This is a genomic window from Aquabacterium sp., from assembly GCF_041915145.1.
Lineage (GTDB): Bacteria > Pseudomonadota > Gammaproteobacteria > Burkholderiales > Burkholderiaceae_C > Aquabacterium.
Window position 1 is genome coordinate 1 of record NZ_JAYSBZ010000081.1, and the last position, 12298, is coordinate 12298.

At 66.6% G+C, this 12298-nt stretch carries 12 protein-coding genes and 1 pseudogene; 9 read left to right on the forward strand and 4 right to left on the reverse strand.

The annotated features are described in order from the left end of the window. On the reverse strand, positions 1 to 870 hold an 870-nt coding region (locus tag ACE3SS_RS12980; protein ID WP_374594587.1), incomplete at its 3' end, for an AraC family transcriptional regulator ligand-binding domain-containing protein. A 110-nt stretch (positions 871 to 980) separates the two neighbouring features. Here ACE3SS_RS12980 and ACE3SS_RS12985 point away from each other — a divergent pair. Beyond that, positions 981 to 2594, forward strand: a complete 1614-nt coding sequence (locus ACE3SS_RS12985) for an FAD-dependent oxidoreductase (RefSeq protein ID WP_374594589.1) — start codon at positions 981 to 983, stop codon at positions 2592 to 2594. Positions 2595 to 2638: 44 nt separating this feature from the next. Continuing rightward, on the forward strand, positions 2639 to 4309 hold the full coding sequence (locus tag ACE3SS_RS12990; RefSeq protein ID WP_374594591.1) for an acetolactate synthase large subunit: 1671 nt from the start codon (positions 2639 to 2641) through the stop codon (positions 4307 to 4309). 37 nt (positions 4310 to 4346) lie between these two features. Here the strand turns inward: ACE3SS_RS12990 and ACE3SS_RS12995 are convergent, their stop codons facing one another. Together ACE3SS_RS12995 and ACE3SS_RS13000 are read right to left on the reverse strand one after the other, a co-directional pair. Continuing rightward, positions 4347 to 4850: a TlpA disulfide reductase family protein gene (locus ACE3SS_RS12995; RefSeq protein WP_374594593.1), complete on the reverse strand. Its 504-nt coding sequence runs from the start codon at positions 4848 to 4850 to the stop codon at positions 4347 to 4349. A gap of 47 nt (positions 4851 to 4897) precedes the next feature. Next, complete coding sequence (locus tag ACE3SS_RS13000; protein WP_374594595.1) at positions 4898 to 6070, reverse strand: hypothetical protein; 1173 nt, start codon at positions 6068 to 6070, stop codon at positions 4898 to 4900. Between the two features lie 222 nt (positions 6071 to 6292). Here ACE3SS_RS13000 and ACE3SS_RS13005 point away from each other — a divergent pair, with 222 nt between their 5' ends. The 7 genes from ACE3SS_RS13005 to ACE3SS_RS13035 all read left to right on the forward strand — a co-directional run bounded on the left by ACE3SS_RS13005 (position 6293) and on the right by ACE3SS_RS13035 (position 11268). After that, positions 6293 to 6862: a hypothetical protein gene (locus ACE3SS_RS13005; protein ID WP_374594597.1), complete on the forward strand. Its 570-nt coding sequence runs from the start codon at positions 6293 to 6295 to the stop codon at positions 6860 to 6862. 89 nt (positions 6863 to 6951) lie between these two features. Further along, positions 6952 to 7410 (forward strand): PTS sugar transporter subunit IIA, encoded by a 459-nt coding sequence (locus ACE3SS_RS13010; RefSeq protein WP_374594599.1) that lies wholly within the window; start codon positions 6952 to 6954, stop codon positions 7408 to 7410. Next, positions 7379 to 7648: an HPr family phosphocarrier protein gene (locus ACE3SS_RS13015; protein WP_374594601.1), complete on the forward strand. Its 270-nt coding sequence runs from the start codon at positions 7379 to 7381 to the stop codon at positions 7646 to 7648. Before ACE3SS_RS13010 ends, ACE3SS_RS13015 begins: the two co-directional genes overlap by 32 nt. Before the next feature lie 219 nt (positions 7649 to 7867). Continuing rightward, complete coding sequence (locus ACE3SS_RS13020) at positions 7868 to 9010, forward strand: transporter (RefSeq protein ID WP_374594603.1); 1143 nt, start codon at positions 7868 to 7870, stop codon at positions 9008 to 9010. A gap of 174 nt (positions 9011 to 9184) precedes the next feature. Further along, a complete protein-coding gene (locus tag ACE3SS_RS13025) occupies positions 9185 to 9772 on the forward strand; it encodes a chalcone isomerase family protein (protein WP_374594605.1) in 588 nt (195 codons plus the stop codon). A gap of 197 nt (positions 9773 to 9969) precedes the next feature. After that, positions 9970 to 10551 carry a chalcone isomerase family protein gene (locus ACE3SS_RS13030; protein WP_374594607.1) on the forward strand — a complete coding sequence of 194 codons (582 nt, stop codon included), beginning with the start codon at positions 9970 to 9972 and terminating at the stop codon, positions 10549 to 10551. A 102-nt stretch (positions 10552 to 10653) separates the two neighbouring features. After that, the gene (locus ACE3SS_RS13035; RefSeq protein ID WP_374594609.1) at positions 10654 to 11268 is read left to right on the forward strand and encodes a chalcone isomerase family protein; all 615 of its coding nucleotides are present in this window, start codon (positions 10654 to 10656) and stop codon (positions 11266 to 11268) included. A gap of 32 nt (positions 11269 to 11300) precedes the next feature. Here ACE3SS_RS13035 and ACE3SS_RS13040 read toward each other — a convergent pair. Next, positions 11301 to 12298, reverse strand: a pseudogene (locus ACE3SS_RS13040) (hypothetical protein); the annotation flags it as partial.

The window sequence follows — 12298 nt, forward strand, 5'->3', positions numbered from 1 at the left end:
GCTGCGGTCGGTCTGCTCAACACGCTGCAATGCCTGCTCGCGACGCGCGTCGTCGAGCAAGCGGGTGAAGCTCAAGTCGAAATCTTGCAGGCGCCGCGCCAGGGTGCGCTCGGTCAGGCCAAAGGCCGCCGCTGCTTGGGCGCGGGTGGGCAGTGGCGGGCCGAAGTGCGAGCGGATCCACGCGGTGAGCGCGTCGATCAGGTTGCCGCTGCTGGATAGCGCATGCAGCCGCGAGGCGGCATATTCGTCGTGCAGGTGCGCCAGTTGCGAGTCGGCTTGCGGCAGGGGTTGGTCGAGTTGCTCGTTCTTGAGCAGTAGGCCGTTGTAGATCTGGTCGAACTCGACCGGGCAGCCCAGCACTTTCTGATATTCACTCACCGGCCCGACGCGGCCGTGGCTGAAGCGCGCCAGCAGCGGGGGGCGCGTGTTTTGCGCGATCCAGTGCGTGAAGCTCACCGTGGCGGCCAGCACCGCCTCGATCTGATGCGGGCTGAAGGCCAGCTCGCCCTGGCAGGGGTGGTAGACCAGCCAGCTCTCTTGTGTGCCGGGCAGCAGCTGAAAGCGGCCGCCGTCCGAGATGAGGCGCTGATACTTTTGCAGCACGCCCAGCGCGTCGCGCAGCGTGGCCGAGGACTGCAGGATGAAGCTCACCACGTTGAAGCTGCCGGGGCCCACGTGCGCGCCGGCGTGCAGCCCGAAGCTCGGGTCGCCGGTGAGATCGGCGGCGGCGCGCCACAGCCGCGTGATGTGGTCGATGGGCCAGCGGTCTTGCCGCAGCTCGGCGGGCGCGATGCCGGCGCGGCGCAGCAGCGGGGCGTCGCCCACCCCCAGCCGGCGCGCCGCACCCAGCAGGGTGTGCACCCAACTCATGGATACCGAGGCCTTTGAAGTCAATGGCGCTGTCCCGCAAAGTCAACCGCGCTCGATCTTAAGCCGATATGGTTGGGCTCGTTTCGCCGGGTTGGTAAAGGAGAGTTCGGATGTCTCGTGTGCTTCGTTCGGATGTGCTGGTGGTGGGGGGCGGCCTGGCCGGCATCGTCACTGCGCTCGAATGCCTGCGCGCCGGCCAGTCGGTGACGCTGGTGGACCGCGACACGCCCGAGCGCCTGGGCGGACTCGGCTTGTGGGCCTTCGGCGGCATGGCGCTCGTCGGCACGCCGCTGCAGGCGCGCATGAAGATCCCCGACAGCCCCGAGATCGCGCTGCGCGACTGGCTGCGCTTCGGCGAGTTGCCGGCCGACGATCTGCTCTCGCGCCGCTGGGCCGAGTACTACGTGCAGCACTCGCGCAGCCAGGTCTACGACTGGCTGCATGCCGAGGGCATTCGCTTCCTGCCGGCGGTCAACTGGGTCGAGCGTGGTTTGCAGGGCGACGGCAACAGCCTGCCGCGCTATCACATGGTCTGGGGCACGTCGCGTGAGCTGTTGCGCCGCCTGATTGCGGCCATGCGTGCGGCAGGGGCTGGCGGCAAGCTCACGCTGCTGCACCGCACGCGGGTCACGGCGCTGGACCGCGAAGGCGGCGCGCTCACGGGCGCTTCGGCGGTCAACGAAGACTCCGGCGAGGCGCTGCGTCTGCAGGCTCCGGTGGTGGTGCTGGCCATGGGCGGCATCAACGGCAGCAGCGAGCAGGTGCGCGCCAACTGGCCCGCCAACCGGCCGCAGCCGGCCACCTTGCTCAACGGCGCGCACCCGCATGCCGACGGCCAGTTGCACCACTGGGTGGCCGAGCATCTCGACAGCCGCATCGTCCACGCCGGCGAGATGTGGAACTACGCGGCGGGCATCCCGCACCCGTTCCCGCACTTCGCGGGGCATGGCTTGTCGATCATCCCGTGCAAGTCGGGGCTGTGGCTCGACCACCGCGGCGAGCGCATCGGGCCCGAGCCGCTGGTGACGGGCTTCGATACGCACACGCTCTGCCAGCGCGTGGCCGCGCTCGACAAGCCCTACACCTGGCAGCTGCTCAACTGGCGCATCGCGGCCAAGGAATTCGCCATCTCGGGCGCCGAGCACAACCCGCGCATCCGCGACAAGCAGTTCTTCCGCTTCCTGTACGAAACGCTGCTCGGCAACCACCGCCTGATCCGGCAGATGCAAAGCGAGAGCAAGCACTTCCTGGTCGATGACACGCTCGTCGGCCTGGCCGCCAAGATGAACGCGCTCACCGGCACGAACGACGTGCGCGCCGAGACCTTGCAGTCCACCGCCGACGCCTTCGATGCCAACTTCGCGAACGGCAGCAAGCTGCACAACGACGACCAACTGCGGCGCATCATCCACGCCCGCCAGTGGGGGCCCGATCGCCTGCGCACCTGCAAGCCGGCACCCTTGCAACAGCGCGGTGCCGGGCCGTTCATCGCCATCCACACCCAGCTCATCACGCGCAAGAGCCTGGGCGGCTTGCAGACCGATCTGCAAAGCCGCGTGCTCGATGCGCAAGGCGCGGCCGTGCCGGGCCTGTATTGCGTGGGCGAGGCAGCCGGCTTTGGCGGCGGCGGGGCCAATGGCAAGCGCTCGCTCGAAGGCACCTTTCTGCCCGGCTGCATCCTCACCGGGCGCGCGGCGGCACGCTCGATCGTTCAAGGTTGCTGATTCAAGGTTGCTGATCTCAAGCTGTCGATAACAAGGAGACTTTCATGCCTCAAGGCCTCAATGGCGCTCAAGCCATGCTGCGCACCCTGGTCGATGCCGGGGTGAACGTGTGCTTCACCAACCCGGGCACGTCCGAGATGCACTTCGTGGCCGCGCTCGACACCGTGCCCGAGATGCGCGCCGTGCTGGCCTTGTTCGAAGGCGTGGCCACCGGCGCGGCCGACGGCTACGCGCGCATGGCCGGCAAGCCCGCCGCCACGCTGCTGCACCTGGGTTGTGGCCTGGGCAACGGCCTGGCCAACTTGCACAACGCGCGCAAGGGCCGCGTGCCCATGGTCAACATCGTGGGTGACCACGCCACCTACCACGTGCAATACGACGCGCAGCTGCAGTCCGACATCGAGACCGTGGCGCGCAATGTGTCGAGCTGGGTGCGCACCTCGCAAAGCACGGCCGAGCTGTGCAGCGACGTGGTCGAGGCCGTTGCCACGGCAACCGGAGCACCCGGCCAGATCGCCACGCTGATCCTGCCGGCCGATGTGTCGTGGGGCGAGGGTGGCGTGCCGCAGCCTCCGCGCCTGCCGGCACCCGCGCCGGTGGCGTCAGACGAGGTGGTGGCCGCCATCGCGCAAGCCCTGCAAGGGCCGGGCAAGAAGGCCTTGCTGCTCGGCGGCCGCGCCTTGCGCGAGCCCGGCCTGCTGGCGGCTGCACGCATCGCGGCGCAGACGGGCGCCAAGCTGTTTGCCGAGGTCTTCCCGACGCGCATTGAGCGTGGCGCGGGCTTGCCGCACGTCGAGCGCATCGCCTACCTGGCCGAGATGGCATCGGTGCAGCTTGCCGGCATCGATCATCTGATCCTGGTGGACGCCAAGGCGCCCGTCTCGTTCTTCGCCTACCCCGGCAAAAAGAGCTATCTGGTGCCGGACTCGTGCCAGGTCCATACCTTGGCCGCGTTCACGCAAGACGCGCAGGGCGGGCTCGACAAGCTCTGCCGTCAGCTCGGTGCCGAGCAGGCGCAGCCCGCGTTGCAGCCTGCGGTGCGGCCCGATCGCCCGCGCGGCAAGCTCACGTCCGAGAAGGTCTGCAAGGCCATCGGCCACCTGCTGCCCGAGCGCGCCATCATCGTCGACGAAGCCCAGACCTCGGGCGTGATGCTGCCGTTGTTCACCGCTGGCGCGCCGCGCCACGACGTGCTCACGCTCACCGGCGGTGCCATCGGCCAGGGCTTGCCGGCGGCGGTGGGCGCGGCCATTGCCTGCCCCGATCGGCCGGTGCTCGCGCTGGTCGGCGACGGCTCGGCGATGTACACCATCCAGGCGCTGTGGACGATGGCGCGCGAGCAGTTGAACGTCACGTCGATCGTCTTCAACAACCGCTCATACGCCATCTTGAACGTCGAGCTGCAGCGCGTCGGCGCGGCCGAGACGGCGGCGGGCAGCAAGGCCAAGTCGCAGCTTGACCTCAGCAACCCGAGTCTCGACTTCGTGCAGATGGGCAACAGCATGGGCGTGCATTCGGTGCGCGCCACCACGGTCGACGAGTTCGTGGCCGCCTTGCAGCGCGCGCTCGCGAGCCCCGGGCCGCATCTGATCGAGGTGGTGGTGCCCAGCGCGATTGCGGGCTTGAAGCTGCGATTGTTGCCTTACGTGCTGCAGTCGCTCGCGCACCTGCCGCAGCCGCTGGCCAAGTTGCTCAAGAAGAAGATCGCGCCCTGAAGTCTGGCGTCGGGCGCTGGCTGCAAAGTCGGGCGGATCAGCCCGGCTCGCCTTGCAACTGCACGATCAGCGCGTTGAGCGCCACGTAATCGGGCTCGCCGACGTACTGCTTGACGATCTGCCCGCGCTTGTTCACCACGAAGGTGGTGGGCGTGAGCTGCACGCGGCCGAAGCCCTCGGCGACCTTGCCGGTGTTGTCGATGGCCACATCGAACGGCAGCTGGCGGCTCAGCGCGTAGTTGGCCACGAAGGCCGGCGGGTCGTAGCTCATGGCCACGGCTACGGTGCGCAGTCCCTTGCCTTTGTGCTGCTGGTAGATCTCGACCAGCTTGGGCATCTCGTGCATGCAGGTCGAACAGCTCGTGGCCCAGAAGTTGACCAGCACCACCTGCCCGCGCAGGTCGCTCATGCGTTGCGATTGGCCATTGAGCAGCACCATCGGCACGTCGGGCGCGGGGGTGTTGCGAGACAAGACGGTGTAGGCGCCAACGGCCAGGGCACCCACCAGGGCCATGGCGATCAGGGGACGAGCGAGTTTCATGTCGAGGATGCAGGGTCAAGAGGCTCGCTCATTATGCGAGCCTCGCCCTACATCGCGCGGGTCAGTTCGTAAACCAGCGCCGACGGCAGGGCCGACATGATGGCGTTGCGGCTCACGCGGGCGTGGCCGGTCTGGCTGATGCTGGAGATCTGGAAGTCCGCGCCCTGCTCGTCGATCTCGATGAAGACGAAGTCGGGCACCTCGTTGCGGATCTCGCTGGCGAGTTGCTTGAAGCGCGCGCCCTTGAGCACGGTTTCGATCACGATGGCATTGGGCAGGCCGTCTTGGCAGAACTCGAAGGCTTCTTCGATCGAGCCGACGAAGTCGAGCACCAGGCCCATGTGCTTGACGGCTTCGCGCACCTGGGTGCGGGTGTCGCGGCGCGCGCTCACCACCAGCACATGGCTGCCGGCCAGCGGCTTGGAGTTGACCGAGTCGCTGAAGTCGCGCTCCAGCGTGGCGGGCATCGCGGCTTCGTCCAGCAATGGGTTGATGGTGCGCGGGAATTCGAGCGTCAGGCGCACGTAGGCGCCTTCGATCTCGCGCTTCTGTGTCAGCCCCACGGCATGGGCGGTGTGCTCCAGCAGGCGCCAGACGATGTTGTCGAGCTCGGCGGACGGTGGCGGTGCACCGATGCCGGCGGCCTCGTCGAGCGGGCGATGCGGGAAGCGGCACACCAGGCGTCCGTAGGCCGGCCAGGGCTTGGTGTCGATGATCAGCTCGATCGGGCCGTGCGCGCAGGCCGAGGCCCAGTCGAGCAAGGCATTGAGCAGGCCGAACAGCAAGGGCGCGTCGGCGATCACCTCGACCGGTTGCAGCGTCTGCCGCACCTGCGAGCCGCGTGCCTGCAACTCGCGCGTGCGGTGCGCCAGCACGCTCTGCAAGGTGTGGGTCAGGTGCACCCGCTCATGCGATTGCGCCACGCGGCCGGCCGCCAGGCGCGAGAGCTGCTGGCAGATCATGCCGGCGTTGCGCGCCAGCTCGATCTCGTGGCGCAAGGACCGCAGGCCGGCGCGGTCGATGCGGCCGGTGGCGGTGAGGGTGGTCACGCGCTCCAGCGCCGCCGTCAGCGGCGCGGCGATCTCGGCGCCGATCTGGGCGACCAGGTCACGCCAGCGTGTCAGGTCTGCCGCGTCGTCGTGCTGGTCGACGGCGGTGGGGGCCACGGGCGCACCGACTTCGCCCAGGGTGGCCGCAAGCGTCAGATTGAGTGTGTCCATGGTGGCTGGTCGATGCGGTCGAGATCAAGTCGTCGTGAACACGACGGGGGTACTGCTGCAACAACTTGTGTAGTTGTGCACAAATCGTTGCTGGGCGAGAGTGTCCGGCCAGCAGGCGGCTTCGTCCACCCCATGCCTTGGGTGTAACGACGTGTTTCGCCTAGGTCATACCCGAAGGTGGGGCGGCAGCCGAGTCTGAGCCTGCGCCTCGATAATCCGTGCATGCTGAGTTTGTCGCATATTCTTCCGTCCGGAGGCTTGCTGGCGCGTGCCGTGCTGGTGACGCTGCCCCTGATGGCGTGCTCGCCGGTTTACGACTGGCGCGAACTCAGCCTGGAGGGCGATCTGGTGGTCTGGCTGCCCTGCAAGGCGCAGGTGGTCAGCCGCGACGTACCGCTGCTCGGGCAGCGCTGGCCCATGACGGTGCGGGCCTGCGAAGCCGGCGGGCAGCGCTGGGCGGTGAGCCAGATCGGCGGCGTGCCGGCCGCTCAGCGTGAGGCGGTGCAGCAGGCGCTCGACGCGGCCCTGGCGGCCAATCTTGCCGCGCCCCTGCCGCGAGCGCAGGTGCCGGTGTCGAGCGGGCTGGCGTCGGCGCAGGGCGTGCGCAGCCTGGAGCTGCGCGGGCGGCGGCCGGACGGCGCCGCCATGGTCGTCAGCCTGTGGTCGTTTGCCTTCGGTGATCAGGTGGGGCAGGCCAGCGTGATGCGGGCGGCCGATGTTGCGCCCGACCCGGCGGCCGACGAGGCGCGGCACACCTTTTTCGAATCGTTGACCTTGCGGCGTCCGGGCTGACCGCAGAGCCGGTGGGCTCCTGGCGCCGTGCCGCATTGCACACGCCCCTCCTGCCAAACCGGCGCGCGCACGCCCATAATGCGCTGGTCATGTCAGGTTTCTTGATCATTGCCCACACGCCGCTGGCGTCCGCCCTCAAGTTGGCGGCGCAGCATGCCTTTCCGGATGCGTGCGGCTGCGTGTTGGCGCTGGATGTGTTGCCCAATCTGCCGGTCGAAGAAACCGAGGCCCAGGCCCGCGTGCTGCTGGCCCAGGCGCAGGCCCTGAGCGTGCGCGGCGAGGCGCTGATCCTGACCGACGTCTTCGGCGCCACCCCGTCTAACGTGGCGCAACGTCTGGCCGATGGCGTGCACGTCAAGGTGCTGACCGGCGCCAACGTGCCCATGCTCTGGCGCGTGCTCAACTATTGCAACGAACCCCTTGATGCCCTGGTGACGCGGGCCCTGGCTGGCGCGACCCAGGGGGTCATGCAGATCGCCAGTTCCCGCCCGCAAAACCAGGCCGCGCAACGCAACCATGATCAAGACCACAGTCAGCATCAGCAATAAGCTCGGGCTGCATGCCCGCCCCTCCGCCAAGCTCACCAAGCTGGCCAGCACCTTCCCGTGCGAGGTGCACATGGCGCGCGGCGACCGACGCATCAACGCCAAGAGCATCATGGGCGTGATGATGCTGGCGGCCGGCTACGGCGTCGACATCGTGATCGAAACCGACGGCGAGCGCGAGCAAGAGGCCATGGACGCGCTGGTCGCGCTGATCAACGACAAATTCGGCGAAACCGAATAATTCGCGGTGCGGCGGCGCGTCTGCCGCTCACCTGCGCGCCTGCCGGCAGGCGGTCTCGACTCATCGGGCCGCAATCAAACTGTCGCCGCTTTACGACAGCACGGGGTTAACTGCGCCTAATTCCACAAATGGGCGTAAGAAATCGTGTTTTCCCCATGATCCCCACACTCGGGGGTGCCGATAAAGTGAGCTCATCCTAATCTGGAATGAGGAATTTTCATGATCACTCACCGCCCCTTGAATATGGCCAACCTGAATCAAATCGGTCAAACCACGGAGTCGCGTCGTCTCGGGCGGGGGGCCGGCGTGGCGCTGGCTTGCGCTGCCCTGGTTGCAGCTCTCGCCGCTGGCTCGGCGCAAGCCACTGAAAACTTCGGTCTGCGTTATGTGCCGGGTATTGGCGGCGGCGATATGTCCGCGCCGCTGGATCCGGGTTGGTATGGGCAGGTGGCGATGTTTGCCTATCACGCTGGCAAGGTGAAGGATTCTCCGCAAGGGTCTATTGCCCTGGGCGGGCCTTTCAAGGCTGTTTATGACACGAATAACAAAATTGATGAGCAAGGGATTCTTCCGCGTATCACCTACATCAGCACACAGAAAATATTGGATGCCAATATTGGGTTTACCGCGCTGTTTCCCCTGATCAATCAGAAGGTTTCAAGCTCGGCACAAGTCAACACGTCGGCGTCGAACCTGCCGTCGCTAGCAGCCGTGCCGGCACTCAACGCCAAATTGGCGGCCACCACTAGTGATGATGAGCATGAAGGATCCAAATTTGGCCTGAGCGACATCGAACTGGCGCCGATCATGCGGTGGTCCAGCGACGCACACCAAGTTGTGCTGATTCCCGCCATCTTGCTGGGTACGGGTGACTTTAAGGCGGGCCGTGCCTACAACTCGGGGCAAGGCAAGTACAAGACCTTCCGCCCGACCGTGCAATACAGCTACATCGGCGAAGGCTGGGACTTCGGCATCCGCGCGGCTTATTCCATCAGCGATCGCGACACCGACACCAAATACCGCTCGGGCAACACCTGGAACTTCGATTGGTCCGCCATGAAGTTCATCAACGACTCGACTCGCGTGGGCTTGCAAGGTTTCGTGATTTATCAAGCGACGGATGACACGGTGAAGCCGACAGCCGAAGGCGGTGTCTCGATGTACAACAACAGCACCGCGACCGGAACGGTGCTCAGCCCGATTGCCCTGGGCAAAGGCCGTGCCTACGGCGTCGGCCCGGCGGTGTCCTGGATCAAGGACTCCGGCACGCTGCTGGTCGAAGGCAAGGTGCTCAAGGAGTTCGGCGTTCAGAACCGCCCCGAGGGTACGATGGCTTGGCTGACCCTGTCCAAGCCGCTGTAAGCGGTTGAACGGTCAGGCGCTGGCTCGCACGAGTCGGCGCCGGCCGAGGACAAGTTCTCGGTCCGTTGCTGGTCAGGTGCGCAGGCCACTCATATCGGTGGCATGCTGCCTGATGGGGCTGTGAAGATGCCAAGATTGGCGTCTTTACAAATCCAAATGAGTGTGGAGTGAATCATGTTGAAGTTGTTGCGTGGTCTGGCCATGGCGCTGGTAGGCGTGGTGGCGTTTGCGGCGCAGGCGGCAGTCGAGCTCGAAGGCGTGCAGTTGGATGACTCCGCCACCGTAGCGGGCACGCGTCTGGTCCTGAACGGAGCCGGGGTGCGCAAGCGTGGCTACTTCAAGACGGACGTCACCGCCTTGTACTTGCCGGAGCGTCGCACGTCGGCGGATGCGGTCTACAAGACCAACGGCGTGCGCCGGCTGGTGCTGGTGTTGTTGCGCGACATCCCGTCGGCCACGATTTCGCGTTATTTCGTGGGTGACTTCAAGCAGGTGGCGACCGACGCCGAGTTCAAGCAGGTGATCAACGAGGTCGGCCAGATGGGCCAGATCTACGGCAACCTGAGCAGGGTTAGCAAGGGCGATGTCGTGGTGATCGACTGGATCCCCGGCTCGGGCATGAACGCGACCATCAATGGCAAGTCGATGGGCTCGCCGATCAAGAGCGATCTGTTCTTTGAGATCTACATGCGCATGTATCTCAGCCCGTCGGTGCCCGACGAATTCCGCAATGCGCTGCTCGGCGTGAGCAAGCCGCATTGATGTAACGCCGCGGTTATGTCGCGGCGATCGATAACGCAAGCGCGTTGAGGGGCTGTCGCGGGGTGGCTGCTCAGCGTGCCACCCACCACGTAGGCGGGCTTTCGAGGTGTCAGGTCGTCACCTCGGGGGGCTCTCGCACTTTGGTGCAGCTTAGTTTTTCGACCTGAAAACCATTGCTTTATTTCTCGGAGAAATCCATGTTCAGGTTGAAGAGTGTTCTGATGGCGGCGGCCCTGGGTTTCGCGGTGCTGGCCGCGCAGGCCGTCGAGGTCGAAGGCATGCAGATCGACGATCAGGTCACCGTGGGCGGCGTGAAGCTGAACCTCAACGCGGCCGCGCCGCGCAAACGTGGGTATTTCAAGACCGACGTGATGGCGCTCTACACCACCGAGAAAAAGGCGACGCCCGAAACCTTCTACCACCCGAACGGCCCGCGTCGCATGACGCTGACGCTGCTGCGCGATCTGCCCTCGGCCACGATCTCGCGCTACTTCATCGGCGACTTCGGCCAGGTGGCCACCGACGCCGAGTTCAAGCAGGTGATCAACGAGGTCGGCAAGACCGGCGCCATCTACGGCAGCCTCAACCGCGTCGTGAAGGGTGATGTGGTGGCGATCGACTGGATCCCTGGCAAGGGCATGCAGACGTTCTTGAATGGCAAGCCGCTGAACGACCCGGCCTGGAACTCACCGTTGTACTACGAGGTGTTCATGCGCATGTTCGTGGGGCCCATTCTTCCTGAAGAGACGCGCGCCGGGCTGTTTGGCAAGGCGCACTGAACGAAGCAAAACCCGCCTGGTGCGGGTTTTTTTGTGTCCCTGGGTGTGTGACTTATTGCCGCTCGGGGCGTGACGAGTACCGGTTTCAACAAGGAGGAGCCCATGCGCTCAACTTGGTGTGGTGTGACGAAGCTGGCGGCTGCCCTGTTGCTGGCGGGCGTGGCCTGGAGCGCTGAGGCGGCGGTCGAGCTCGAAGGGGTGCGGGTGGACGAATCGGTGTCGGCCTTGGGTACGCACCTCGTGCTCAATGGCGCGGCGGTGCGCAAGCGGGGGTTTTTCAAGACCGATGTGACCGCGTTGTACTTGTCTGAGAAGAGCGCGTCGCCCGATGCGGTGTACCACCCCAAGGGGCCGATCCGGATCGTGCTGTTCTTGCTGCGCGACATCCCGACCTCGCTGGCGTCGCGCTTCTTCGTGTCCGACTTCAAGCAGGTGGCCACCGATGCCGAGTTTCGTCAGCTGATCAATGAGGTCGGGCGTACCGGGCAGCTCTACGGCAACCTGAGCCGCATCGCCAAGGGCGATGTGGTGGTGATGGACTACGCGCCGGGCAGGGGGCTGACGGTCACCTTCAACGGCAAGTCCATGACCGACACGCCCTGGAAGAACGAGTTGTATATCGAGGTGTACATGCGCATGTTCGTCGGCAACACGGTGCCGGATGACTTCCGCAAGGGGCTGTTGGGGCTGACGCCCTTGCCGCACGCCGCGCCCTGAGTTTCACCGCTGCGCATGCAGCGAACCGTGCGTCAGCCGCGATAGCGCGACGCCACGGCCGTGGGCAAGGGGGCGTCGATCAGCAGCGCGGTGAGGCGCAGCGCGTCCGCCGAGTCCTCGCTGAGCTGCCAGGCATGGCTGCGTGCCAGCGCTTCTTCGGCCCAGATCTGCAGCAGCGCCGACCGCGTGCCGGCATCGAGTGCGCGCACGCCCAGCACGGCCACGGTGGCGTGGGTCAGTTCACTGGCGCCTTGGTCGCTGGTGATGTTTTGCAGCCCCCAGGGCGACAAGGCCGGGTCGTGCACGTCGGGCGGCAGCAGGGCGGATGAGCGCTGGTCGCCGGCGGCGCGCACCATCACGGCGTAATACCAGTCTTCACCCGGGGCGCTCACCTCGCCCGTCGCGCTGGCGATCGGGATCAGGTGCGCCAGCAAGGCGCTGAAGGCCGCCACGGTCAGCCACTCCTGGTGTTGCAGCGGGGCGAGCATCGGCTCGGCCTCGACGGCTTGGGCCGGCGCGCCGCGTTTGGTGTTGAGCGACTGCGCCATGGCCAGGTAGCGCAGCACGTCGAGGTGCCAGACGCGCCCGTCGGCGGCCATCATGCGGCGCGCGGCTTCGAGCAGCAGGCGGCGTTCTGCGGTCGCGGTGGAGGCGCTGCGGGTGAGCAGCGTCTCGAACACGGGCAGGCGGCTGGCGTGGCCGAGATCCTGCACGTCCATCAGGATGGCTTCGGCGGTGGGCAGCCCCTGAGTCTCCAGGCCCCAGGCATTGGCCTTGCCCAGCCCGCCGGGCTGCCGCAGGAAGGCCAGGATGGCCGCGCGTCGCGCCGCGTCGCCATCGAGGTGCAGCAGGCGGTGCAGCGCCTCGCTCTCGTCGGGCCCCAGGGCGGGCAGCGTGCTGGGGGCATCGCTGGCGCTCAGGGTGTGGTGCGGCGCGGCTACGTGTGCGGCGGGCGGTTCGTTGCGCGGCGTGGCGACCGGCCAGGCTGCAGGCGCGGGCGCCTCGGTCTGGGTCGGGGCCGGAGGGGGCG

Excerpts from the sequence above, each read along its gene's own strand:
- ACE3SS_RS13020 (WP_374594603.1), top strand. The coding sequence starts at position 7,868 with ATGATCACTCACCGCCCCTTGAATATGGCCAACCTGAATCAAATCGGT.
- ACE3SS_RS13000 (WP_374594595.1), bottom strand. The coding sequence starts at position 6,070 with ATGGACACACTCAATCTGACGCTTGCGGCCACCCTGGGCGAAGTCGGT.
- ACE3SS_RS13025 (WP_374594605.1), top strand. The coding sequence starts at position 9,185 with ATGTTGAAGTTGTTGCGTGGTCTGGCCATGGCGCTGGTAGGCGTGGTG.
- ACE3SS_RS13005 (WP_374594597.1), top strand. The coding sequence starts at position 6,293 with ATGCTGAGTTTGTCGCATATTCTTCCGTCCGGAGGCTTGCTGGCGCGT.
- ACE3SS_RS13010 (WP_374594599.1), top strand. The coding sequence starts at position 6,952 with ATGTCAGGTTTCTTGATCATTGCCCACACGCCGCTGGCGTCCGCCCTC.
- ACE3SS_RS12985 (WP_374594589.1), top strand. The coding sequence starts at position 981 with ATGTCTCGTGTGCTTCGTTCGGATGTGCTGGTGGTGGGGGGCGGCCTG.
- ACE3SS_RS13015 (WP_374594601.1), top strand. The coding sequence starts at position 7,379 with ATGATCAAGACCACAGTCAGCATCAGCAATAAGCTCGGGCTGCATGCC.
- ACE3SS_RS13030 (WP_374594607.1), top strand. The coding sequence starts at position 9,970 with ATGTTCAGGTTGAAGAGTGTTCTGATGGCGGCGGCCCTGGGTTTCGCG.
- ACE3SS_RS12995 (WP_374594593.1), bottom strand. The coding sequence starts at position 4,850 with ATGAAACTCGCTCGTCCCCTGATCGCCATGGCCCTGGTGGGTGCCCTG.
- ACE3SS_RS12990 (WP_374594591.1), top strand. The coding sequence starts at position 2,639 with ATGCCTCAAGGCCTCAATGGCGCTCAAGCCATGCTGCGCACCCTGGTC.
- ACE3SS_RS13035 (WP_374594609.1), top strand. The coding sequence starts at position 10,654 with ATGCGCTCAACTTGGTGTGGTGTGACGAAGCTGGCGGCTGCCCTGTTG.